This is a genomic window from Mannheimia sp. E30BD, assembly GCF_041807785.1.
GTDB lineage: Bacteria > Pseudomonadota > Gammaproteobacteria > Enterobacterales > Pasteurellaceae > Mannheimia.
Window position 1 is genome coordinate 123178 of sequence record NZ_JBGTYX010000005.1, and the last position, 22967, is coordinate 146144.

Consider the following 22967-nt stretch of genomic DNA (forward strand, 5'->3'; position numbering starts at 1 on the left):
TATTTACTGAAATTTACATAATCTCTTGATAGACTATTTTACCAAGAAAAAATTCATTTATTCTATTGTCAGAAGATAAAAAATCCGTTAATTTTAGTTCAATACCCTTAAATTTTTTGTAGTAATGAAAATTAATCACCTAACCCCAAACACAATGCAATTTACGTTGATAAAACAATCTCAACCTTTAGTCTCACTAAAAGATATTGAAGTGATCTTTAATAACCAAAAGGCGTTGCAAGAGATCAACTTATCCATTTACCCAAACTCTATTACCACTATTGTTGGTCCAAATGGGGGCGGCAAATCAACCTTGCTTAAGGTTCTATTAAAACTCATTAAGCCAACTAAGGGGAAAGTCGTTCATCAAGAAGGGTTAAAAATTGGCTATGTACCACAAAAAATGCATATAGAACCATCAATTCCAATGACAGTATCAAACTTCCTTGCGTTAAAACCTAACATTGATAACAAAATGATTGAGGAAGCATTATCGCTATTTTCTATCCATCATCTAGTTGAAAATAGTATGCAAAAACTCTCAGGAGGCGAACTCCAACGTGTTTTACTTGCTCGTGCAATTTTAAATAAACCACAACTATTAGTATTAGATGAGCCTATGCAGGGAGTAGATATTACAGGGCAAACTGAGCTCTATCAACTATTAAATCAAGTCCGTTCTTGGTTAAATTGCGCTATTTTAATGGTTTCTCACGATTTAAATATTGTAATGGCAAATACTGATGAGGTTTTGTGTGTGAATAAACACATCTGCTGTGCAGGCACGCCGGAAGTCGTGAGTAATGACCCTAGTTTTATCCACTTCTTTGGCGATCAATTTGCCCGTAATGTGGCGTTTTATTCACATCGTCATAACCATCATCACAATCTACACGGCGATGTTTGCTTAGGAGAATGTGAGTGTAAACATTAAAGTCTCATTGGATTTGTTTAAAATTTGCTAAAAATAACCGCTTGTAGGCAAACAATTATTTAAAAATCAGACTCACATCACATTTTATTTACTTTATTTGAAGTATAATGGATTTATGATTTAACACCATAAATAGGTCAGGTCTTTATGCAATATAAAAATTTTGATGATTGGATTGCGTCATCACCTTTCGGTGGCTCCAACCAATCTTATGTTGAAGAAATTTATGAACAGTATTTAGAAAATCCGGCAAATGTTGATGAAAGCTGGAAAAGCACTTTTGATTCATTCCCTAAAACCTCCCATATTGAACAACCCCACTCTAAAGTGCGTGATTATTTCCGCAAATTAGCCCGTGAACAACAGCCACAATCTATAACCGTTATTGATCCTGAAGCAGGAGCGAAGCAAGTTCGCCTATTGCAATGGATTAACGCTCACCGCTTTAGAGGTTATTTGGAAGCAAAACTTGACCCTATCAACTATTATCGTTGGAAAACCTCCAGCGTCCCTGAACTGGATTATAAATATCACGGCTTTACCGATGAAGATCTAAACGAAACCTTTGCCGTTGGTCGTTACGTTTACGATAAAGAAAGTATGAAGCTCAGTGAGCTAAATGAAGCCTTAAAAGAAACCTATTTAGGACCTATCGGCTTAGAATTTATGCACGTTCAAGATATTGAACAACGTAACTGGCTACAGGCTAAAATGGAAAGTGCATTAAATAAACCGCTTTTCACTAAAGAAGAAAAACTGAATTTATTAACCGAATTAACCGCTGCTGATGGCTTAGAACGTTATTTGGGAGCAAAATTTCCGGGAGCAAAACGCTTCTCTTTAGAAGGTAGTGATGCGTTCATTCCGATGATGAAAGAAATTATTCGCCACTCTTCTCGTCAGGGTATGACTGATGTAGTAGTCGGTATGGCTCATCGTGGTCGTTTAAATATGTTAGTTAACGTATTAGGTAAACGCCCAGCGGAACTATTTGATGAATTTGCAGGTAAACACGCTGATGAAAGCCGTACGGGCGATGTAAAATACCATCAAGGTTTCTCTTCTAACTTTGCAGTAGATGACAAAAATGTCCATTTAACTCTTGCATTCAACCCATCTCACTTAGAAATTGTGAGCCCTGTTGTTATTGGCTCTGTGCGTGCAAGACAAGAGCGTATGCGTGATACCGAACACGAAAAAGTGCTTGCCGTAACAGTTCACGGCGACTCTGCAGTGGCAGGGCAAGGTGTCGTACAAGAAACCTTAAATATGGCAAATGCTCGTGGTTATAAAGTAGGCGGTACAATTCGTATTGTGATCAATAACCAAATCGGTTTTACAACTTCTAACCCAAGTGATACCCGTTCAACTGAATTCTGTACCGATATTGCCAAAATGATCCAGGCACCGATCATTCACGTTAATGGTGATGACCCGGAAGCAGTTGCATTTGCGGCACGAATGGCAGTGGAATATCGCACTAAATTTAAACGTGATATTTTCATTGATTTAATCTCTTACCGCCGCCACGGTCATAACGAGGCTGATGAACCATTAGCAACTCAGCCGATGATGTATAGCATTATCAAAAAGCACCCTACTCCACGTAAAGTGTATGCTGACCGCTTAATTGAAGAAGGTGTATTAACCAATGAGCAAGAAATCGAAATGCTAAACCTTTACCGTGATGCCTTAGACAATGGTGAACGTGTTGTACCGGAATGGCGTGAGTTAGATATGGCTGCGGTTGATTGGTTACAATATCTTAACTACGATTGGACAGCACCTTATGAAAGCAAATTCCCGGAAGATCGTTTCTTAACGATTGCGAAACGGGTTTGTGAATATCCAGATTCATTAAAAGCACACTCTCGTGTTGAGAAGATCTACACTGATCGTAAAGAGATGTACGAAGGCAAAAAATTATTCGACTGGGGTATGGCCGAAACTATGGCGTACGCTACTTTACTTGATGAGGGTACACACGTTCGCTTATCGGGTGAAGATGCAGGACGTGGAACGTTCTTCCACCGCCACGCAGTCATTCATAACCAAAATGATGGTACAGGCTATGTGCCATTAACACAATTACACGCAAATCAAGGTCGTTTCCAAGTTTGGGATTCCGTGCTTTCGGAAGAAGCAGTTCTCGCTTTTGAATATGGCTTTGCGACAACCGATCCGAAAACCTTGACTATTTGGGAAGCTCAATTTGGCGATTTCGCTAACGGAGCTCAAATTGTAATCGACCAATTCATCAGCTCTGGCGAACAAAAATGGGGCAGAATGTGTGGTTTAGTGATGCTTCTTCCACACGGTTATGAAGGTCAAGGCCCTGAGCACTCCTCTGCTCGTGTTGAACGTTATTTACAACTTTGTGCACAGCAAAACATTCAGGTTTGTGTACCATCAACACCAGCACAGGTTTACCATATGTTACGCCGCCAAGCAATTCGCAAAATGCGCCGTCCATTGGTTGCCATTACGCCAAAATCGCTACTACGCCATCCGCTTGCAGTATCAACATTAGATGAGTTAATTAACGGCTCATTCCAAAATGTGATTGGCGAGATTGACAATATCGATCCGAAACAAGTAAAACGTGTGGTGATGTGTTCGGGTAAAGTTTACTACGATTTACTTGAAAAACGTCGTGAGAATAACCAAACAGACATTGCGATTATTCGTATTGAACAACTCTACCCATTCCCTCTTGAGGAGATGAAACAAATTCTTGAGCCTTATGCTCACGTTACTGACTTTGTATGGTGTCAAGAAGAGCCATTAAATCAAGGAGCGTGGTATTGCAGTAAGCATAATTTTGAAGCTTCTATTCCAGAGGGGGCAAAATTAACTTATGCAGGTAGAGCCGCTTCTGCTTCTCCAGCGGTAGGCTATCCATCACTACATGCAAAACAACAAAAACAACTTGTTGAAGATGCTTTAACTATTGCTTAAAAAGATTGGGCGTAGTGAATACGCCCTACAAGCGGTTTATTTTCAACAAAAATTTACAAATTTGATTATAAGGTGTAATACATACGCCCTTAGTAAAAGAAAAGGATAATAAAATGGCAATTGAAATTTTAACTCCAGACCTTCCTGAATCTGTGGCTGATGCAAGCGTTGCAACTTGGCATAAAAAAGTGGGCGACAGCGTAAAACGTGATGAAATCCTCGTCGAAATTGAAACCGACAAAGTGGTTTTAGAAGTGCCTGCTGCAAGCGATGGCGTGCTTATTGAAATTACACAAGCTGAAGGTGCAACAGTAGTTTCAAAACAAGTTTTAGGAAAATTGGATACGGCACAAGCGGGCGATATTAGCTCTGCGACAATCGAACAAAAAACAGAATCCACCCCATCAGATCGCAAACATGCAGCGATTGAAAACAGCCACGCAAATGCAGACGATCAAGGCCCTGCAATCCGCCGTTTATTAGCTGAACACGATTTACAAGCAGCAGATATTCAAGGCAGTGGCGTGGGCGGCAGAATTACCCGTGAAGATATCGAAAAAGAGATCGCAAAACGCGTTCAACAAAATCAAGTAAAAGATGCTGCAACAAATCAAAACACGGTAAGCACCGTTGCATTCAACAGCCGCAGTGAAAAACGTGTACCGATGACACGACTTCGCAAACGTATTGCAGAGCGTTTACTTGAAGCGAAAAATACCACCGCAATGCTAACCACATTCAACGAGTTAGATATGCAGCCGATTATGAATTTGCGTAAAACTTATGGAGAGAAGTTTGAAAAACAACACGGCGTACGCTTAGGCTTTATGTCGTTCTACATTAAAGCAGTAGTTGAAGCACTTAAACGCTACCCTGAAATCAATGCCTCTATTGATGGCGATGATGTGGTTTACCACAACTACTTTGATGTCAGCATTGCCGTTTCAACTCCTCGTGGCTTAGTAACGCCAGTGTTACGTGATTGCGATAAAATGAGTATGGCGGAGATTGAGAAGAAGATCAAAGAGCTTGCTGAGAAAGGTCGTGATGGCAAATTAACCGTTGAACACTTAACAGGCGGTAACTTCACTATCACTAACGGCGGTGTGTTTGGGTCATTAATGTCCACCCCAATTATCAACCCACCACAAAGTGCAATTTTGGGTATGCACGCTATTAAAGATCGCCCTGTTGCGATTGACGGTCAAGTGGTGATCCGCCCAATGATGTACTTAGCCTTAAGCTACGACCACCGCTTAATTGACGGCAAAGAGTCTGTTGGTTTCTTAGTGGCTGTAAAAGAGTTATTAGAAGATCCAACTCGTCTGCTTTTGGAAATTTAATCTAAAATTTGACCGCTTGTATTTAACCACAAGCGGTCTATTTATAATAAAAACTTGTATATCTATTTGTTAATGTTCCTGTATCGGGTTCCCTTCTGAGTTGCCCGAACGACTTAAAATTTTTAGAAAAATAATCCCGAGCGAGAGCGAAGCGAACATCAGGGTTATTTTTCGTTAAGAAAATTTTAATAAAGTGAGGAACAGCAACGAAGTAGGGTGTGCTTTCTTTTGGTTACTTTTACTCGCTATGCTCGCCCTTCGGGCTGTTGCCTTTGGCAACATTCAACGTAAACGTTGTCTTGCACAAGCAAAGAAAAGTAACATAACCATAACGAGGAAACTCTATGAATCTACACGAATATCAAGCCAAACAAATATTCAAACAATATGGGCTACCTGTGAGCGAAGGTATTGCTTGCTTTTCTGCCAATGAAACCGCAGAGGCAATCTCACAGCTCAAAGGCGAAAAATGGGCGGTGAAATGCCAAGTTCACGCTGGTGGTCGAGGCAAAGCTGGCGGTGTGAAATTAGTTAGCAATGCTGATGAAGCGAAATCTTTCGCTGAACAATGGTTAGGTAAACGCTTAGTAACCTTCCAAACAGATGCTAACGGGCAGCCAGTCAATACTATTTATGTGGAAGAAACCTGCAATATCGACCGTGAATTATACTTAGGTGCGGTGTTAGATCGCTCTGCACAAAAGGTGGTGTTTATGGCTTCAAGTGCAGGTGGTATGAACATTGAAGAAGTCGCTGAAAAAACACCTGAGCTAATCCATAAAGCAACCATTGATCCCCTTACGGGCGGTCAAGGCTATCAAGGTCGTGAACTTGCCTTCAAATTAGGTTTAAAAGGCGATGAAGTTAAACAGTTTGCAGATATTTTTGTAAAACTGGCGAAGTTATTTGTAGAAAAAGATTTAGCCTTATTGGAAGTCAATCCCCTTGTTGTTACCAAAGAAGGTAAACTGCTCTGCTTAGATGCGAAAATGTCTATTGATAGTAATGCTCTCTACCGTCAGCCAGATCTTAAAGAATTACAAGATCTCTCACAAGATGACGAACGTGAAGCGGAAGCAGAAAAATGGAGCCTAAACTACGTTGCGTTAGACGGTAACATTGGCTGTATGGTAAACGGAGCAGGGCTTGCAATGGGGACAATGGATATTGTAAAACTCTACGGCGGTAAACCTGCTAACTTCCTAGACGTGGGTGGCGGTGCAACCAAAGAGCGTGTAGCAGCTGCATTCAAATTGATTTTATCAGACCCAAATGTAAAAGCGGTGCTAGTCAATATTTTTGGGGGGATCGTACGTTGTGATTTAATTGCTGATGGTGTTATTGCAGCGGTAAACGAAGTAGGAGTAAACGTGCCTGTTATCGTGCGTTTAGAAGGCACAAATGCGGCACAAGGTCGCGAAATTTTAGCCAATAGTGGGCTGAGTATTTTAGCGGCTTCATCACTAAAAGAAGCGGCTGAATTAGCGGTAAAATCTGCAAATTAGGAGGAAAAATGTCGATTTTAATTGATAAAAACACAAAAGTAATTTGCCAAGGTTTTACTGGCGGACAAGGTACATTCCACAGCGAACAAGCTCTCGCCTACGGCACGCAATTAGTGGGCGGTGTTTCGCCAAATAAAGGTGGAAAAACCCATTTAGGTTTACCTGTATTTAACACAGTTCGTGAAGCTGTGGAAGCAACGGGTGCAACGGCAACCGTGATCTATGTTCCCGCCCCGGGTTGTAAGGATGCCATTTTAGAAGCCATTGATGCAGGCATTCAATTAGTTGTTTGTATTACCGAAGGCATTCCAACGCTGGATATGCTTCAAGTTAAACAACGTTTAAACCAAACAGGCGTGAGAATGATCGGCCCGAACTGCCCAGGTGTGATTACCCCTGAAGAATGTAAAATTGGTATTATGCCGGGTAATATTCACAAAAAAGGCAACATTGGTATTGTTTCTCGTTCTGGCACATTAACTTATGAAGCGGTTAAACAAACTACTGATGAAGGCTTTGGGCAATCAACTTGTGTAGGTATTGGCGGCGACCCAATTCCGGGCTCAAACTTCATCGATATTCTAAAACTATTCCAAGAAGATCCTGAAACCGAAGCCATCGTGATGATTGGTGAAATCGGGGGTTCAGCAGAAGAAGAAGCAGCAGCCTTTATCAAAGAGAATGTAACCAAGCCTGTTGTAAGCTACATTGCAGGTGTAACCGCTCCAAAAGGTAAACGAATGGGGCATGCTGGCGCAATTATCAGCGGTGGTAAAGGCACAGCAGATGAGAAATTCAAAGCTCTTGAAGATGCTGGCGTAACCACCGTAAGAAGCCTTGCTGAAATTGGCTCAGCCCTACGCAAAATTTTAGGCTAAGCTAAATATTCAAGCGGTCTAATTTGTAAATTTTTTTGCAAATTAGACCGCTTGTTTTTTTATATTTAAATTACTCTTTCGATTTCCAAATTAAAGGATCAACACCTTTGTGAATTAAATCTTGGTGTTCTTCAATTCTAAATACGGGTTCTTTGCCTTGCTTAAGTTGGCGGATATAGTCTTTCATAATAATCCAAACAATTGGAGCAAGAATTAAAATTGCCACAAGGTTAATAACCGCCATTGATGCCATTACCGTATCCGCAAATGCCCATACAATACCGCCATCACGCACTGCGCCAAAGTAAACAAAGAACAATACCACGGCACGGAAACTCCATACAAACCACGCTTTATTTTTGATATAGCGAATGTTAGTTTCTGCATACGCATAGTTACCGATAATAGAGGTAAAGCAAAACAGTAAAATAACAAAAGCTAAGAAATGTAAGCCAAACTCGCCTAAGTGGAATTGCAATGCTGTTTGAGTTAGTGAAATACCTCTTAAGTTTTCACCACCATAATTATCTGACATTAAAATAATAATTGCTGTGCAAGTACAAACCACCAGTGTATCTACAAATACACCTAACATTTGGATTAATCCTTGACTTGCCGGGTGTTTAGCATCTGAGGTTGCAGCCGAGTTTGGTGCAGAACCCATACCCGCTTCGTTTGAGAATAAACCACGTTTAATCCCCATTAACATCGTTTTTGACACTAATGCACCAAACATACCGCCAGCAGCTGCTGAGAAGTCAAAAGCACTCTCAATAATCAAACCGATAATATATGGCACACGCTCAATATTCATACCTAAAATAATTACGGCAATAATGAGATAGAATAATGCCATCGTAGGCACAACTTGAGATGAAACCACGCCAATACGTTTTACCCCACCAGAGATAATAAGACCGGTAATAATTACTAAAGTAATACCAACATAAACCGGATTCCAATCCCACGCATTTTTAGTTGCTTCTACAATAGAATTTGATTGCACAGCATTGAATGCAAATCCAAAAGTAAAGATTAAAGTTATCGCAAACGCAATGGCTAATGAAGGGAGTTTTAAGCCACGAGTGATATAATAAGCAGGACCACCGCGAAACATACCGTTCGGATCTTTTGTTTTATATAATTGCGCTAAGGAAGATTCCGCAAACGCAGAACTCATACCCATTAATGCCGTTACCCACATCCAAAAAACAGCACCCGGTCCACCAAGTGCAATCGCTGTTGCAACCCCACCAATGTTACCGACCCCAACACGGCTGGCTAACCCTGTTGTAAAGGCTTGGAATGGGGTAAGAGACTGCCCTGATGTAGAACGTCCGCTCCACATTTCACGTAAACTTTGTGGGAAAAGGCGGAGCTGTACAAAGCCGGTAGTAATGGTAAAAAATAGTCCTGTACCTAATAATAAAATAATAGTAATATCCCAAAGAGGAGCATCAATAGTATTGACAATCCAGGTTAGGATACCTTCGAAGAATACAATAATAGAATCCATAAAGACCTCTTTATAAAATAAAACGAGTTAGTTTAACTGATTTTCTCCTCTTGAACAGTTTTTTTGGTTCTTTCTATAACAATTTTTAATCTATATCAAATTAACGTCTAAATAAAATACCTGTGCTGGTATCAATAAAGCTACTGTGGAATAGTGTAACGCCAAATAAAATCAGGGCTATCCCTAAGCCAAATTTGATTAATCGAACCACATTTCTATTCATTTGTGCGGAGAAATACCAACTACTCACTTTAACCGCTTTATTCCGTGCCATAATCACTAAATAAGCAAATAGGCTTAGAGTAAAACCTGTACCGATTGCCATTACTAAGGCAGAAATTACCCCCCAAAAATAGAGTCCTAAGGTATAAGAAAGAAATAAGACTAAAATCGCCCCTGAACAAGGTCTTGCCCCAATGCTTAAAATCAGCATTAGCTGTGTTTTCCAATCTTTCGCTTTCTGCATTTCATTTGATGTGGGTAAATGTTTATGTCCGCAGTCACAATGTTCATCGTGAACGTGGTGATTATGCTGCACAAGCGGTCGTTTTTGTGGAATTTTTTGCAAAACGGACGGCTGTGAAAATCGAATTGATTTAATTTTTGGCTTGCTAACTTTCTTTATCACTTTAAAGACCTGGTAGCACCAATACAGCCCAAGTAAAATCATAATAACGAAACTACCACGCTCTACCCATTTCAAGGTTAAANCTTTCTTTATCACTTTAAAGACCTGGTAGCACCAATACAGCCCAAGTAAAATCATAATAACGAAACTACCACGCTCTACCCATTTCAAGGTTAAATTAAAATATTGGCGAGAAAGGGTAAAAATCACCACAATCACAGTAACGAGCGAAACCGCCACCAAACCTTGTACTAAGGCTGAGGCGAAGGTAATTTTCATTGCTTGATTAAGTTTTGTTTTTTCAAGCGAAAGATAGCTGGTTAAAATAAACTTACCGTGCCCAGGGCCTACAGCGTGGAATACGCCATATAAAAAGCTGATAAAAACTAAGGTCAGCCCTGCTTTATTTTGATTATCGCTCAATGCGTTTAATGAACCAGAAAGCTCTGTATTAAACACTTTCTGCCACTCCATCACTTTAAAGAGCAAAATCGGATAAAGTTGATAAATTGCAAAAAATGCGATAAATCCGACTGCTAGCATTCCCCATTGTTTTAAGCTCAATCGCATACCATCTCCACTTTTTGTGCAAATTGTGCCCCTAATGAATAATCTTCATTTTCAGGCATATCGGGCGATTGTGTTTTATCTAGACTGGAAGCATATAAACGCAATTTATTATCCACTTGTGGCTGTATTAATTCCGCTTTACAGCTGCTATTGCTGATACTAATCTCATTAGCACGATTGTATTCCATCGCAATATAGTAACTTGGTTCATAAGTCGATAATCTCACCTTATTTTGTTTTAAATCATAAGGCTGACTTAAATGGAAAGTGATATAAAACACCACACGATTATTTTTGATTTCAAAGCGTGTTTCTGTGGGTTGTGTGGTAAATTTTATCGGCCGGTTTTTACTATCATACAACACACTAAAATAATGATTTTGCAGAGCAGATTGCACCATTTCTGCGGTAATATCTTTGCGGGTTTTCTCTTTATCGGCACTATTATTCATCTCATAAATCAATTCAGAAGAGGCGATTTCATCAAGCATCCATTCCATTTGAAATGACTTTAACATTGTGCCGTCCACAATAACCTTGTTTTTTAAATCGACAAAGGAATGTGGGTGAGAAAAGACATTACTAGCATATAGCATCGATAACGCAATAATAAAAGATTTTAATAATTTCATATTCATTCACTACAAAAAATAAAAAAAGCGAACAAGTTGCCCCTGTTCGCTTTCAGAAATTCAGTGAGTTGGTCGATAAGCCGAGTTCTGTCGTGGACAATCATTCCTCTAGGCGTATATTTACACATACGCTCAAGCAACCTACCCGAACTCTCGGCGGGCCACCGATTGAGTTCCTATTTGGTCTTGCTACGAGTGGAGTTTACCCTGCTGTGGAATGTTACCACCCACACGGTGCGCTCTTACCACACCCTTTCACCCTTACCTGCCGAAACAGGCGGTCTGCTCTCTGTTGCACTGGTCGTAGGCTCACGCCCCCCGGACGTTATCCGGCACTCTGCCCTGTGTAGCTCGGACTTTCCTCTCGTTTACTTGTCCCCCAGCTCTCGTTTTCACGAATTTAGAGGCTTCAATAAACCAGCGATTGCCTAACCAACTCAGGGAGCAGTATAGCAGATTCGCAAAATTTTGCAAAAATTTAACCGCTTGTACTATATTAGAAATGCAAAAAAGGATTGGTGAATGTAGTTTGCTGTGCCAAAATCTAATTCATCGACAAGCAAAAAATGTGCATCATATTCTGATTTTGGATCGCCATAATCTAATTGAGTTACCGCACAATAGATACGCACCTTCCCGATTGAATAGGTCGGGAAGGCAGTGGGTAAGCCACTGATAACGACAGATTGGTCGTTATGAGCGTAAATCGGCTCACTCGGCAAACTTGGGGCAGATTCAAAACCAAATTCATCTACCAGCGTGTAAATGTATTGCCGTAATTCTTGATTGAAATCTTGGCTTAATTCGCCTAAGAATTGGGCGTTTGGTGCATTAAGCTCAATCGGAAATCCTAGCCGTTTCCAGTTATCATTACACGCTTGCGATTTCTTTTGGATAACCGGGTAATCTTTCACACCGCTAGCAATCAGATAGCAACAGTCAGTATCAATGCGCGAAAAACTCGCCTTGCAGTTATCACTTGCAAGATAGCAACATTTATCCACAAAGATTGAATTTCCTGTTTTATTACTTACCTTTTTATCGGTTCGCCACGGTCGCAATGTGCCACGAGATAAGTCCACATCTTCCGCCACTTGTACCATTGCTTGATGAAGATTATTGGGACGTTGCCGTGGGGCAATGCCGCCAAATTGGGTGAGTTTGAGAGAAGACATAGTTTCTCCATAAAAAAACCGCACAAGCTCTAAGCGTATGCGGTTATATCTGTAAATGTTAGACACGCCAAAAGCCGCTTGATGTTTCACAAGCGGTCTATTTTTTATTGCGTTTTACTGAATTTGATATCCCGTTCGTTGGATCATATCCTTTATATCATCTGTTGCATTAATGACAAACAGTTGCACATTTGGGTGCTCATTTTGATATACTCGGAAAATCTGATCAGCAAAACCTTGCCCGATACTGCTAACATCTTGGAAATCCAAAATCACTTTTTGGAAATGCTCAAAACGAGCAACCAGTCGTTTTGCCTGCGAGCGAGACATCAGGAACTCGCCTTCGTGTTTAGCTAAATTGACCGGCACAACTGTTGTCGCAAAAGCATATTCATCAGGCATTGCGAACTGATCGAATACATCTTTGGTTCGTTTTGTTGATGCGTGAGATAGCTCAAACATCACTTTTGTTCCCTCAACATATTCAACATCGTGTTCATACATAATATCAATTACACCAGCATTATGCACAAACGCCCAACCTTTTGAGTTGATGCAGAAAAAGTCAAAAATTTTGGAGGCAAAGAAAATGCCCTCTCCGCTATGATTGGCTTTGTCTGTTGTGAGTTTCCCTTTTGATAACTCAAAAATAGATTGCCGAATATCAACAAGGTCAAAGGCCTTTTGAATTTTCTCAAAGATACCCAATCCATTATCGGTAATACTAACAGAAGTTGAAATAGGTGTTTGTCTAATCTCAACCACAATTTCCGTTCCGCTAGAATGATCTATCGCATTGTTGAACATTTCGGTAAAACCATATTGAAATATTTCAAGAATGTTTTTGTTCATATCCTTAAGTTTTGGATCTAAGGTCTGTGTGTAAACCAGAAATTCATCAAGCTCATCTGCCAAACTAAATGTGAATCTATCTACTTGTTCAACTAATTCATAACGAGTAGAACGCCCACGCCCCGATACAGTAAGCAAGTTCTCCTCTACCCAACCTTTCAATTTTCTTGAGGCACTTTGACGAGTAATTGATAGCGTTTCAGCAATCGCTTCGGCTGTTTGTGTCGGATTGTTTTTCACTATTTCCAACAATTTGCATAAAATATCGTTCATATTCCCTCCTATAGGTCACATTATTTTCATTTAATGGTAACACAACAAGGAGATAAATGTAACGAAATAATTGCCTATAAGTAACAAATCTAGGAATGTTATGATTACGGATAAACCGCTCTTAATAATTCAAAATGTGGGCCATCGTAGAATGTTTCATCGTCCGATCTCCCATTGCGATTCCAATCACCACCCCAACGAATAGCTACTTTTAACTCTTTCGCTGCAGCAAACATTGCTTTAGCTAATTTGCCGAAAGCGGCTAAGTCGTTCCAGTTGAGCGGGTAAGGCACAATATCAATAGCGTGACTGGTTAAGTGTCGGCTGTTGAGTGTTTTGGTTGCACCCTGTTTGAATAATTGAGCTTGGCGCTCTTTCGTTCGCATTCCTTCAATCACACTGAAATCAATTTCGCTTACCCATTTGAACCGCTTCCAAGTATCGCCAGCATTCCATTGGTATATACCGTCTTTTGTCTCAAAATAGAGATCGTCTTGATCTGACCGATAAACAGCGGTCGGACGAATAGACAAGGTTGTAAGCTGTTCAATTTGTACCTCCTCGTGAATACTGTCCGGCACTTTAAAGCGGATAGCTACTTGGTCGGTAAAGCCAAAATAGTAGCCGTTATGCACTAGGCGGTTTTGTTATTACTGTTCGCTTAAACCAAACGACCCAAACCAACGCAGTCAGTATTGCTCGTGAGCTGAAAGCGAGATTTGGGGATACAGTAACTTTGAATAAAGCAAAGTGAATTTCGCTAAGTGTGAAAAATAAACTTGACCCTAACTTATATTTCTATCTATAATTTCACTCGTTGTGAAATTATAGCAATAAACCTCGAATTAATTTGAGTTAGTAATAACTCGGAGGAAACTCCAACCTGCTTATAGGTACTGTAGCTCGAGTAAAAGCAAGTTTTATCGAGCTATGTCGCCTACGGCGTTCCGCAATGTGCTGAGGACACACATTGCGGTTAGAATAGGGTCAAGTGGTGCGTGTGCTATTTTGATACTCCTCGAGGAGTTACAGTAATCCCGCTGTAACGAGTATTAAAATGAGGAACATAATATGTTAGCCAATAATCAAATTCACAATACAAACCAGACCCAGAATAACACTAACAAAAAAAGAAGAAAACAACGTAAATTTCTGCTTAATTTGGCAGTTAAACTTTTTCGATTTATTCTTCGTTGGTGGCTTTTTGATGATTTTTTCAATGACGAATCAAAATAATATTCTGGGTTACCCTACTTTCTAAATAAGGAATAATTATGCTTAATTATGCTTTAAAAACACTCAGACAATTTGAAGGAATTACTCAAGCAGAGCTAGCTCAACAACTTAATGTATCAATTTCTCACATATCTGAAATTGAGACTGGGAAAAATACCATCACATTAGAAATGTTGAATAAATATGCTAATTACTTCGATGTCCCAGTTTCTCATCTAATGCTATTTGCAGAACAACTAGAGAATGAAAGTTTACGTTCTGAAAAGGTAAGAAAATTTATTGCAAAAAACCTATTAAAAATTATGGATTGGGTTATTAAAAAAGATGAAAAAGAAAAAACTCATCACTCACAATAAATCATATGCTATAGATAAAAGTCCTCTCTATAATATTCAATACACCAAAAGATTATCTGATATTCTCCAAATTAATGAAGATACAATTTTTTCATTGATTGAAAACAAAACTAAGAATTATAACTGTTTCTTACAAGGTAAGAAAAAAAGAGAAATTCAATCTCCAATTAATGAACTTTATCTTATTCATAATCGTCTCGCTTCACTATTGGCAAGAGTAAAACTTCCTGACTATCTTTATTCTGGTGTGAAAAATCGATCATATATTGATAATGCAAAAGCACATTTAACCGGTGAGGAAATTATAACAACTGACATTAGTGCTTTCTTTCCATCTACTACTAGAACAATGATTTTCTGGTTCTTCAAAAATAAATTAAAATGTTCTCATAAGATTGCTAATATTCTGGCTGATTTATGCTCTATTGATGAACACTTACCAACTGGTAGCCAAATTAGTATGCCATTAGCTTACTTGGTGAATGCAAGTATGTTTGATGAATTAAATAATTTATCTGAGAAAAATAAATTAATAATGACTGTATATGTTGATGATGTAACTTTTTCTGGAGAAAAGGTACCAAAAGGCTTCAAATATCAAGTAGAAAGAATCATTAAAAAGCATAAACATAATATAAAAGCTGAAAAGACAACGCTTTATAAAAACCAATCAGTAAAAGAAGTAACTGGATTAATTCTAAAAGATAATACATTGTTACCCCCTAATCGCCAATTTAAAAAACTTCATCAACATTTAACACTTTGGAAAACACTAATAGCAAAACCTAGAAACGGTATAAAAATCGAATGGCTATACCATAAAATAGTGGGCATATTAAATAATATATCTTATTTTAAATCAGGATATAAAAACGTAATTTTCGCTATTCAAAAAGAATATCATCAATATAAAAATACGCCTGCTAATTATAAAAAAGCAGATTGACAACCGCCCCCAATTCGGATTAAGATAACCGAACTACTAACTAATAGCGGTTATCCGCCCCCGACAGCAAGCGGTTTTTTTGTACCTAAAATTTACAAAAATCCTAAATCTGCATATATGCAGATTTCAAAGATCGGGTCGAGAGAACCTAATACAACACCTTCACGGAAATAAGTTCCGCCGACTATTAGCGGTAGTTGAAGCCCGATCACCCTACTACGGTTTTCAGATTATTTACTAATTCTAATAGGTACACAATATGTCAAATCTACTAATATTATCAATTTCAATCCGCACTTTTGAAAATCTATATTCTTTAACGGATCTACATAAAGCTAGTGGCGGAGAGGCAAAACACAAACCCGTTTTATTCTTATCTAATCAGCAAACCAAAGATCTTATTGCAGAAATAGAACAGGAAAGCAAAGTAGGAATTTCTACTTTGGCTGTAAAAACGGTTCGCCCAAATACTCATTGAGCCAAAAAGCGTGCGAGGGGATATTGAGACGAGCAGAAATGAGGGGCAAAGTATTGCCGGATTTATTGAAAGCAGCTCTGGAACGTATCGCCAATCCGACAAAGGTGGCACAGTTAAAGCTTCAGGGGGCTTTGAGTGGCGAGAGTGAGACGCTAGTTGTTCACGGTACGCAAGATCCAATTATCAGCCAAAACAAAGCTCATTGTTTAGGTCGAGACAACGGGCAAGAGAACGTCTTATTTGAAGTAAAAGGTGCTGAGGCGGTGCGAATTAGCGAAATTCAAGACAAAACACCAACACTGAAAGCAAGAATGGGGACGGGTGGAAATAATATCCCTTGTGTGCTATTAGATAAAGAGGAAATTTATGCCAGCCAAGAAAAAGATACTCCATTGAAACACTGTGCTTATTGCGGGGGAAAGCTGGAGAGGAAACTTTTACCAAATGGGGATTTAGAATACTTAATTCATTTTTCAAAGAGGAAATTCTGCAATCGCCAATGTATGGCAAAATCATTCGATCTGCGTCATTCAGAAAATGTGGGTTGGAGTACAGCACATTACCACGCAAGAAAAATCATTCCGTCTGGAAAATGCTGTCATTACGGAAAAGAGAATGCCAAAGATGTTCATCACAAAGATGGGAATTACCAAACAATTCAGTAGAGAATTTGGAACGTATTTGTCGGAGTTGTCACAACAAGCAACACCGAAAGAGAATTTGTTGCAAGGTATGTGGCAGGCCTCAAAAGGGATTAGGATATTGCAACAAACATTACATCAGATTCAAGAAATACGGAGATCCAAATATGTATCGAGGCAAACAATTATAAGGAAATTATCTGTTATTGAGTGTGAAAGACTACAGGGCTTTTCCGATGACTGGACAAAAATCCCCTACCGTGGCAAATCTGCCGAAGAATGCCCTGATAGCCCTCGCTAAAGCAATCGGAAACAGTATGGCTGTGCCTTGTATGCGGTGGATAGGACAAAGGCTTAACGATTATTTAACCAAATCCCTCTAAATGAGGAATTTATTTTAGGAGAGAATATGAACATCTACACTGATTTCCTTTCTCGTGAAGAGATTGAATTTATTACACAATGTAAGCAGAAAAATCTGATCAAAAAACAGCTCAACATTATGGGCATTCCATTTAAAGAAAATGCAAATGGTTTCCCTGTTGTCCGCCGTGATTATGCTCAGGCTAAACAGCGTAAACCTATTGCAACGAATGATTCTGACTGGGTATCAAATGCATTTAAAGCGTAAATTGAGAAGAAGGAGACACTTATGGCACGCCCTCGAAAATATGAAAACAACGGATTGCCACAAAACCTACTCTGTCGTCGCAGAAAAAGATCGAGCGGACAAATTGTTGAATACTACTTTTACGTTCTCGCCAATGGAAAAGAAAAATCCCTCGGCACAAATAAATATGAAGCCGTTTTAGAAGCAGCTAAACTCAATTTTGAAAATAGCAAAAAATCCCCAATCGTTTTATTTATTGATGTGGCAAAACGCTATGAGTTGGAGATTATCCCCACCAAGAAAGCCAAAAACACCCAACAATCCAATTTACAGGCTATTCATTGGCTATGTAAATTCTTTGGTAACCCAACTGCACCGCTCGAAAAAATTGAACCAAAGCACATTAGTCAATATTTACAATGGAGAAAAGACACGCCGGCTGTTGCTAATATTGAGGTAGGTTTATTTAACACAATTTGGAATATGGCAAGAGAATGGGGATACACTGCTCTTCCAAGCCCATCGCAAGGTGTAAAAAAATTCCCGACCAAATATCGTGAAGTTTATGTAGAGGATTATATCCTTGATAAAATCTATGAATTTGCAGATGAAAGAATGGCGGATATTATCGAAACAGCGTACTTACTAGGACAAAGACCGATTGATATTTGTAATATCCACCGCTCACATATCTATGACGGCATACTGCACATTACTCAGCAGAAAACTGGAAAGAAAGTTCGATTTGAAATTAGCGGACGACTAAAGGAAATACTAGACAAACGGCTACAAGATGAAATCGATTGGATTTTCCCGAATAAATGGGGAAGAAAACTAGAACGGCGAAGTCTAGGCGACCATTTCAAGGAAATAAGAGGAAAAGCAATGAAAGCCTATCCAGCCCTTGCTGATGAAATCGGAAAGGTACAAATGCGTGATATGCGAGCTAAAGCAGCCACCGATATTTCACTCTCCGCTACCGATGAGCAAGCTCAAAAACAACTGGGGCATACATCAAAACGAATGACCCAACACTATATCAGAAAAGACAAAATCCTCAAACCTACCGATGAAATCACCTAAAAATAAAGCCCCTTTGCCAAATACAAAAGAGCCATTTAATCACCTAAAATCCGTTCCGAAACTATTCTGCAAACTATTGATTTTATTGACCTAAAAAAACATAAAATCGCAAAAAGTTTCGGAACGAAAAACAGCGTTAAACCCTTGAAAATAAAGGATTACGCACGTTTGAAGTCTAAGTGAACTAGTTTTGGTTTAGTTGGGTGGCGTTGAATTGCTTGTACTTTAACTTGCTCTTCTTTACCATCAACAACGATAGTTAAAACTTCGTTGTAGAACGCATCGTGTACTTGTGCGTTGTTTACATCATCGTGGTTTAAGATGATTGATACAGGTTCTTTGCTACCACCGTAGATGATTGCAGGAACTTGACCATTGTGACGCAGGCGGCGGCTCGCACCCTTACCTTGCGCCGAACGAACTTCAGCTTCAAATTTGTATGACATTATTTTATTCTCTTAAATATGGGTTTGACCCAGTTAATAGAAAAAACAGCAGGCGACCCAGCTGTTTCCGAAAAACATCGGCATATCGAAAGATATGCAGAACGTGTATTTTACTGAAATTGGCGAGAAATGCAACGTAAATTAAGACAATTTGCGGATTTTCTCTCTCAAATAATTGACTATTTCTTCTGCAATATTAACTTCATTTACCTGTTCAATGCCTTCAAAACCCGGGCTTGCATTCACTTCTAAAATAAATATCCCATTTTCGGTTCGCAAAAAATCGACACCTGCAACATCAAGCCCTATTGCTTTTGTTGCTTTAATTGCCAATGCTATTTCTTCTTTAGTTAATTCAATATGTTTGGCTGTTCCACCTTGATGAATATTGGCACGGAAATCTTCTGCTGCACTACACCTACTCATTGCCGCCACAACGTTATCGCCAATTACAAAAGCTCGAATATCTTTACCTCTAGCCTCGCTCACGAATTGTTGGCATAGATAAGACTCTTGAACTTGCCTACAAGTAGATAGCACCGCTTCCGCATTGGGTTTATTTTCAAACAACATCACGCCATTACCTTGCGAGCCATTCAGCACTTTGGCAATAAGCGGAAACTCAAAATGCTCTAATTGCGATTTAACTGAAACTACGTGTCCTGCAAAATTGCTATTAGGAACAGGCAAATTATGTTCTGCTAATTTCTGCAAAGATCGCCACTTGTTTCGAGCTAAAGCGAATGCTTCTGAATGGTTTAAAACAGGAATACCTTTCGCTTCAAAATGGCGTAGCGCCATACAGCCCATTTCCGTACTACTTGTGCCAAAACGAGGCAAAATAGCATCATAACCTGTTAATAGCACAGGTGCAGGGTGATGTTTATCGTAACTTTCGCCTTCTTGGTAAAAAACCTCAAACTTACCATTATTTAGAGCAAGAAGCATTCTATTAGGATCTAAAATATCTAGTTCGATCCCTTTTTCACGGCACGCTTCTTTAATTCGTTTGCAACTGTATAAACGAGGCTCACGGCATAGCATTAGCCATCTCATTTTTTCAATAATCCTTTCTGATTGAAAAACGGCAGAATATGAGGGCGAACAGGTTTATTTAGAGTTTTATGAATTGCAGCTTGCCATTGCTGTGGCTCGCCAATTCTTGCTTGGTAGTAAGCGGTCAAATTTTCGTTATATTTTGCAAATTCGACTTCATCTAAAGACTGATATTGGTTCGTATAGCAGACCAAGCTATTTTGTAAACGTGGTTTTAAAGGGGGATCTTGTGCTGGATAGCCTAAGCACATTCCCACCAATGGCACACAGTATTCAGGCAAATTTAAGGCTTCAGATACACGAGCAATATCATTACGCAATGCCCCAATATAAACGCCACCTAAGCCTAAAGATTCCGCTGCTAACAATACGTTTTGAGCAAAAATGCCTGTATCAACCGCTCCAATAATTGAAACTTCCGCCCATTCTAATTGAGATTCCGGCACAAGATGTTTATGTTTATTAAAATCAATACAGAGCACTAAAAACTCTGCACAATCAACAACATATTGCATACCCGAAACTGCTTTTAAGGTTTCACGAATGTCTTTATCCGTTACGCGGATAACGCTTACGCATTGCAAATGGTTAGAACTTGAAGCGGCTTTCCCTGCATTAATTAGGGTTTGGAAAACCTCTTCTGAAATCGGTTGTTTGGTAAATTTACGAATAGAACGGTGAGATAAAATCGTTTCAAGAGCCTGTTTACTTTGCATATTTTCCCCTTCTAAAGTTTATCTAAATAATTTTTGCCATCAAGTTGGCTGACTTGCCGCATAATCCACGCTTGGCGTTTTCGCATAGTCGGTCCGGGTTTATCCACTTTAAACAGATTTGGATTAGGCAACGAGGCAGCTAATAATGCCGCTTCCTGCAAATTCAAATTTTTTGCTGATTTCTTAAAAAAATGTTGAGCTGCAGCTTCAACACCAAAAATACCGTACCCAAACTCCGCAATGTTCAAATAAACTTCTAAAATGCGAGGCTTTGTCCAAACATATTCCACTAAAATAGTGAGTGGGGCTTCAATGCCTTTTCTTACCCAGCTCGGCCCGTGCCATAAAAACATATTTTTAACGGTTTGCTGGGAAATGGTTGAGCCGCCACGCACTTTTTTTGATTTAGCATTTAGCTTCAATGCGGTTTCAATCGCCTGTAAATCAATCCCAAAATGGCTTTCAAATTTCTGATCTTCAGACGCAATTACCGCCATCTGCATCTGCCAAGAAATCTCATCAAGGCTTACCCAATCTTTTTTAATGTTGTATGTTTTACCTTGCAGGACATTTTCTACTTTTTTCTGTACCATATAGGCGGAATATGGCACAGGCAATACCGAAAATAACATCATCGGCACAAGGAAAAATACCCCCCCTACAGTAAATAAACGGCTAAAGCCAAACCACAACCAACCTGATTTGGCTCTGATTTTTCGAGGAATAAAAAAAAGCCCTACTTTCTTTAAAAGCGAGCTTAAAAAACGACTTTTACGTTTTGCCATCTGACTATTTACCGTTCACTTTACGATTTACCCAGTTCAGGAAATCTTGATCTAAGGTTTTGAGCATATTTGAGCCACGCGTAATGGTTGCCGCACTGGTATTTAGATTTTGCTGAATCTCACGCTGAGAATCTTCACCTTTTAATAATGCTTGGACAATCTGCAAACGTAAACCTAATGAGCCTCTTTCATCAGCAGTCAAAAACATTGAAAAAAATGGCTCTAATTTATCCTCTGAAACTGCTTGTTTAAGTAAGGCTAAAAACTGCTCCCACTCTTTTAGATCTCGTTGATTATAAAGGGATTTCATAAATATTCCTTAATAAACAAGCGGTCGTATTCAGCCAAAAATTTACCAAAAATGACCGCTTGTTCTCCATTATTTTTTCGATTTTTTACCGCCACGTTGGTCGTCTAACTCAGCCCCTTTCGGCACGGTGAATTTAAATAAATCGCTTGAGACACCGCCAGTGGTGATATTGCGTAACACATATAAGTTGCTTTGTCCGTCACGCTCAATGGTGCTGAAACCTTTTAATAAGCCGTTTTGGTCAATCCGCACATCGAACTGTTTTAAATTACTTTTTTTCGATTTTGGTTTTAATATGAAGATATCCGCATTTTGGGTTACATCATATTGATCCCAATGGCTTTTATCACTACTGGTTAATAAGACAAATGGCGTGTTATTTACCGCATCTTGCACTGTATTTACCGTAACTTGTGAAACAAATGGGTCGTAAAACCATAAATTTTTGCCATCAGAAACAATTAAATTTTCTTGTGGAGATTTGGTATCCATTCTAAATAAGTTTGGACGTTTTACTTGGAATTTACCTTTACCTTTTTGGATCTCTTTTCCTTTGCTTGAACGCACGGTTTGGTCGAAATCCGCACTATATTGGCTTACTTGTTCCAAACGGCGTTGTAATTCTGCAACAGATTGAGCATCAGCCAATGCCACATTTGCCAAGCCAAATAACGCTAAACCGAATACCGATTTTTTAAATAATGTTTTCATCTATTTTCCTTATTTTATCAAAGAAGATTTGCTCTTCTTTGACAATGAAATTCTGAAAAGTTTCATATTAATGAACTACTACAACAATACAATAAAATGGGGGAATTGTATAGTTGAGAATGTGAGAAGTTTATGATTCGTCTCTATATTCGTAGGGACGGGTCCTGTGCCCGTCCGCTAACAATATTAATTTACGGGCGGGCACTGGACCCGCCCCTTGTATATCTCAAATGAGTTAAACTAAGCAACACAACCCGTTATCGGCATCTCGTCTCGTCCCTTGAAAGCACTTCGTTGTGTAGCTTAGAGAGCCGATAACTTTCATCACA

The 22967-nt window shown here is 39.2% G+C and carries 23 protein-coding genes, 1 other RNA gene and 1 pseudogene; 12 read left to right on the forward strand and 13 right to left on the reverse strand.

Annotated features, from left to right (window positions below; all coding sequences use genetic code 11):
- Positions 1-124 precede the first annotated feature (124 nt).
- From znuC to sucD, 5 genes are all read left to right on the forward strand, one after another.
- Positions 125-934 carry a zinc ABC transporter ATP-binding protein ZnuC gene (gene znuC, locus ACERCG_RS05130; protein WP_373610984.1) on the forward strand — a complete coding sequence of 270 codons (810 nt, stop codon included), beginning with the start codon at positions 125-127 and terminating at the stop codon, positions 932-934.
- Positions 935-1081: 147 nt separating this feature from the next.
- Positions 1082-3892 carry a 2-oxoglutarate dehydrogenase E1 component gene (gene sucA / locus ACERCG_RS05135; RefSeq protein WP_373610985.1) on the forward strand — a complete coding sequence of 937 codons (2811 nt, stop codon included), beginning with the start codon at positions 1082-1084 and terminating at the stop codon, positions 3890-3892.
- Positions 3893-4005: 113 nt separating this feature from the next.
- Positions 4006-5235 (forward strand): 2-oxoglutarate dehydrogenase complex dihydrolipoyllysine-residue succinyltransferase, encoded by a 1230-nt coding sequence (gene odhB, locus ACERCG_RS05140; RefSeq protein ID WP_373610986.1) that lies wholly within the window; start codon positions 4006-4008, stop codon positions 5233-5235.
- A gap of 344 nt (positions 5236-5579) precedes the next feature.
- Positions 5580-6740 (forward strand): ADP-forming succinate--CoA ligase subunit beta, encoded by a 1161-nt coding sequence (gene sucC / locus ACERCG_RS05145; RefSeq protein ID WP_373610987.1) that lies wholly within the window; start codon positions 5580-5582, stop codon positions 6738-6740.
- Between the two features lie 8 nt (positions 6741-6748).
- Positions 6749-7618 (forward strand): succinate--CoA ligase subunit alpha, encoded by an 870-nt coding sequence (gene sucD / locus ACERCG_RS05150; RefSeq protein WP_373610988.1) that lies wholly within the window; start codon positions 6749-6751, stop codon positions 7616-7618.
- A gap of 70 nt (positions 7619-7688) precedes the next feature.
- Here sucD and ACERCG_RS05155 read toward each other — a convergent pair whose 3' ends face one another.
- The 7 genes from ACERCG_RS05155 to ACERCG_RS05185 form a co-directional block, all read right to left on the reverse strand.
- Positions 7689-9134 (reverse strand): alanine/glycine:cation symporter family protein, encoded by a 1446-nt coding sequence (locus tag ACERCG_RS05155; protein ID WP_373610989.1) that lies wholly within the window; start codon positions 9132-9134, stop codon positions 7689-7691.
- Positions 9135-9234: 100 nt separating this feature from the next.
- Complete coding sequence (locus ACERCG_RS05160) at positions 9235-10332, reverse strand: nickel/cobalt transporter (RefSeq protein ID WP_373610990.1); 1098 nt, start codon at positions 10330-10332, stop codon at positions 9235-9237.
- Complete coding sequence (locus ACERCG_RS05165; RefSeq protein WP_373610991.1) at positions 10323-10964, reverse strand: DUF1007 family protein; 642 nt, start codon at positions 10962-10964, stop codon at positions 10323-10325. The genes ACERCG_RS05160 and ACERCG_RS05165 overlap by 10 nt, the downstream gene beginning before the upstream one ends.
- Before the next feature lie 60 nt (positions 10965-11024).
- Positions 11025-11404: RNase P RNA component class A (rnpB, locus tag ACERCG_RS05170), an RNA gene on the reverse strand.
- A 51-nt stretch (positions 11405-11455) separates the two neighbouring features.
- Positions 11456-12139: a hypothetical protein gene (locus ACERCG_RS05175; RefSeq protein ID WP_373610992.1), complete on the reverse strand. Its 684-nt coding sequence runs from the start codon at positions 12137-12139 to the stop codon at positions 11456-11458.
- Positions 12140-12253: 114 nt separating this feature from the next.
- The gene (locus tag ACERCG_RS05180; protein WP_373610993.1) at positions 12254-13264 is read right to left on the reverse strand and encodes an STAS-like domain-containing protein; all 1011 of its coding nucleotides are present in this window, start codon (positions 13262-13264) and stop codon (positions 12254-12256) included.
- A gap of 104 nt (positions 13265-13368) precedes the next feature.
- Positions 13369-13899: a M15 family metallopeptidase gene (locus tag ACERCG_RS05185; protein WP_373610994.1), complete on the reverse strand. Its 531-nt coding sequence runs from the start codon at positions 13897-13899 to the stop codon at positions 13369-13371.
- 639 nt (positions 13900-14538) lie between these two features.
- On the opposite strand from ACERCG_RS05185, the gene ACERCG_RS05190 reads away from it, so the two are divergent.
- The 7 genes and pseudogenes from ACERCG_RS05190 to ACERCG_RS05220 all read left to right on the forward strand — a co-directional run bounded on the left by ACERCG_RS05190 (position 14539) and on the right by ACERCG_RS05220 (position 18614).
- Positions 14539-14856: a helix-turn-helix domain-containing protein gene (locus tag ACERCG_RS05190; RefSeq protein WP_373610995.1), complete on the forward strand. Its 318-nt coding sequence runs from the start codon at positions 14539-14541 to the stop codon at positions 14854-14856.
- Positions 14825-15802 carry a reverse transcriptase family protein gene (locus ACERCG_RS05195; protein WP_373610996.1) on the forward strand — a complete coding sequence of 326 codons (978 nt, stop codon included), beginning with the start codon at positions 14825-14827 and terminating at the stop codon, positions 15800-15802. Before ACERCG_RS05190 ends, ACERCG_RS05195 begins: the two co-directional genes overlap by 32 nt.
- Positions 15803-16061: 259 nt before the next feature.
- A complete protein-coding gene (locus tag ACERCG_RS05200; protein ID WP_373610997.1) occupies positions 16062-16280 on the forward strand; it encodes a KilA-N domain-containing protein in 219 nt (72 codons plus the stop codon).
- Between the two features lie 38 nt (positions 16281-16318).
- Complete coding sequence (locus ACERCG_RS05205; protein ID WP_373610998.1) at positions 16319-16945, forward strand: hypothetical protein; 627 nt, start codon at positions 16319-16321, stop codon at positions 16943-16945.
- Positions 16920-17304: pseudogene (locus tag ACERCG_RS05210) on the forward strand (DNA cytosine methyltransferase). The gene ACERCG_RS05205 and the pseudogene ACERCG_RS05210 overlap by 26 nt, the downstream one beginning before the upstream one ends.
- 26 nt (positions 17305-17330) lie before the next feature.
- Entirely contained in the window at positions 17331-17552 is a 222-nt protein-coding gene (locus tag ACERCG_RS05215; RefSeq protein ID WP_006247823.1) for a DUF4224 domain-containing protein, read from the forward strand.
- 21 nt (positions 17553-17573) lie between these two features.
- Positions 17574-18614 carry a tyrosine-type recombinase/integrase gene (locus ACERCG_RS05220; protein ID WP_373610999.1) on the forward strand — a complete coding sequence of 347 codons (1041 nt, stop codon included), beginning with the start codon at positions 17574-17576 and terminating at the stop codon, positions 18612-18614.
- Positions 18615-18772: 158 nt separating this feature from the next.
- On the opposite strand, the gene rplY is transcribed toward ACERCG_RS05220, so the two are convergent.
- From rplY to lolA, 6 genes are all read right to left on the reverse strand, one after another.
- Positions 18773-19060: a 50S ribosomal protein L25 gene (rplY, locus tag ACERCG_RS05225; protein ID WP_373611000.1), complete on the reverse strand. Its 288-nt coding sequence runs from the start codon at positions 19058-19060 to the stop codon at positions 18773-18775.
- 141 nt (positions 19061-19201) lie between these two features.
- The gene (locus ACERCG_RS05230; protein WP_373611001.1) at positions 19202-20116 is read right to left on the reverse strand and encodes a RimK family alpha-L-glutamate ligase; all 915 of its coding nucleotides are present in this window, start codon (positions 20114-20116) and stop codon (positions 19202-19204) included.
- Positions 20113-20832, reverse strand: coding sequence for an oxygen-insensitive NADPH nitroreductase (gene nfsA / locus ACERCG_RS05235; RefSeq protein ID WP_373611002.1), 720 nt, complete (start codon positions 20830-20832; stop codon positions 20113-20115). The genes ACERCG_RS05230 and nfsA overlap by 4 nt, the downstream gene beginning before the upstream one ends.
- A gap of 11 nt (positions 20833-20843) precedes the next feature.
- Positions 20844-21617, reverse strand: coding sequence for a monofunctional biosynthetic peptidoglycan transglycosylase (gene mtgA / locus ACERCG_RS05240; protein WP_373611003.1), 774 nt, complete (start codon positions 21615-21617; stop codon positions 20844-20846).
- A 4-nt stretch (positions 21618-21621) separates the two neighbouring features.
- Positions 21622-21927, reverse strand: a complete 306-nt coding sequence (gene trpR / locus ACERCG_RS05245; RefSeq protein WP_373611004.1) for a trp operon repressor — start codon at positions 21925-21927, stop codon at positions 21622-21624.
- Between the two features lie 69 nt (positions 21928-21996).
- The gene (gene lolA / locus ACERCG_RS05250; protein WP_373611005.1) at positions 21997-22638 is read right to left on the reverse strand and encodes an outer membrane lipoprotein chaperone LolA; all 642 of its coding nucleotides are present in this window, start codon (positions 22636-22638) and stop codon (positions 21997-21999) included.
- Positions 22639-22967: the final 329 nt, after the last annotated feature.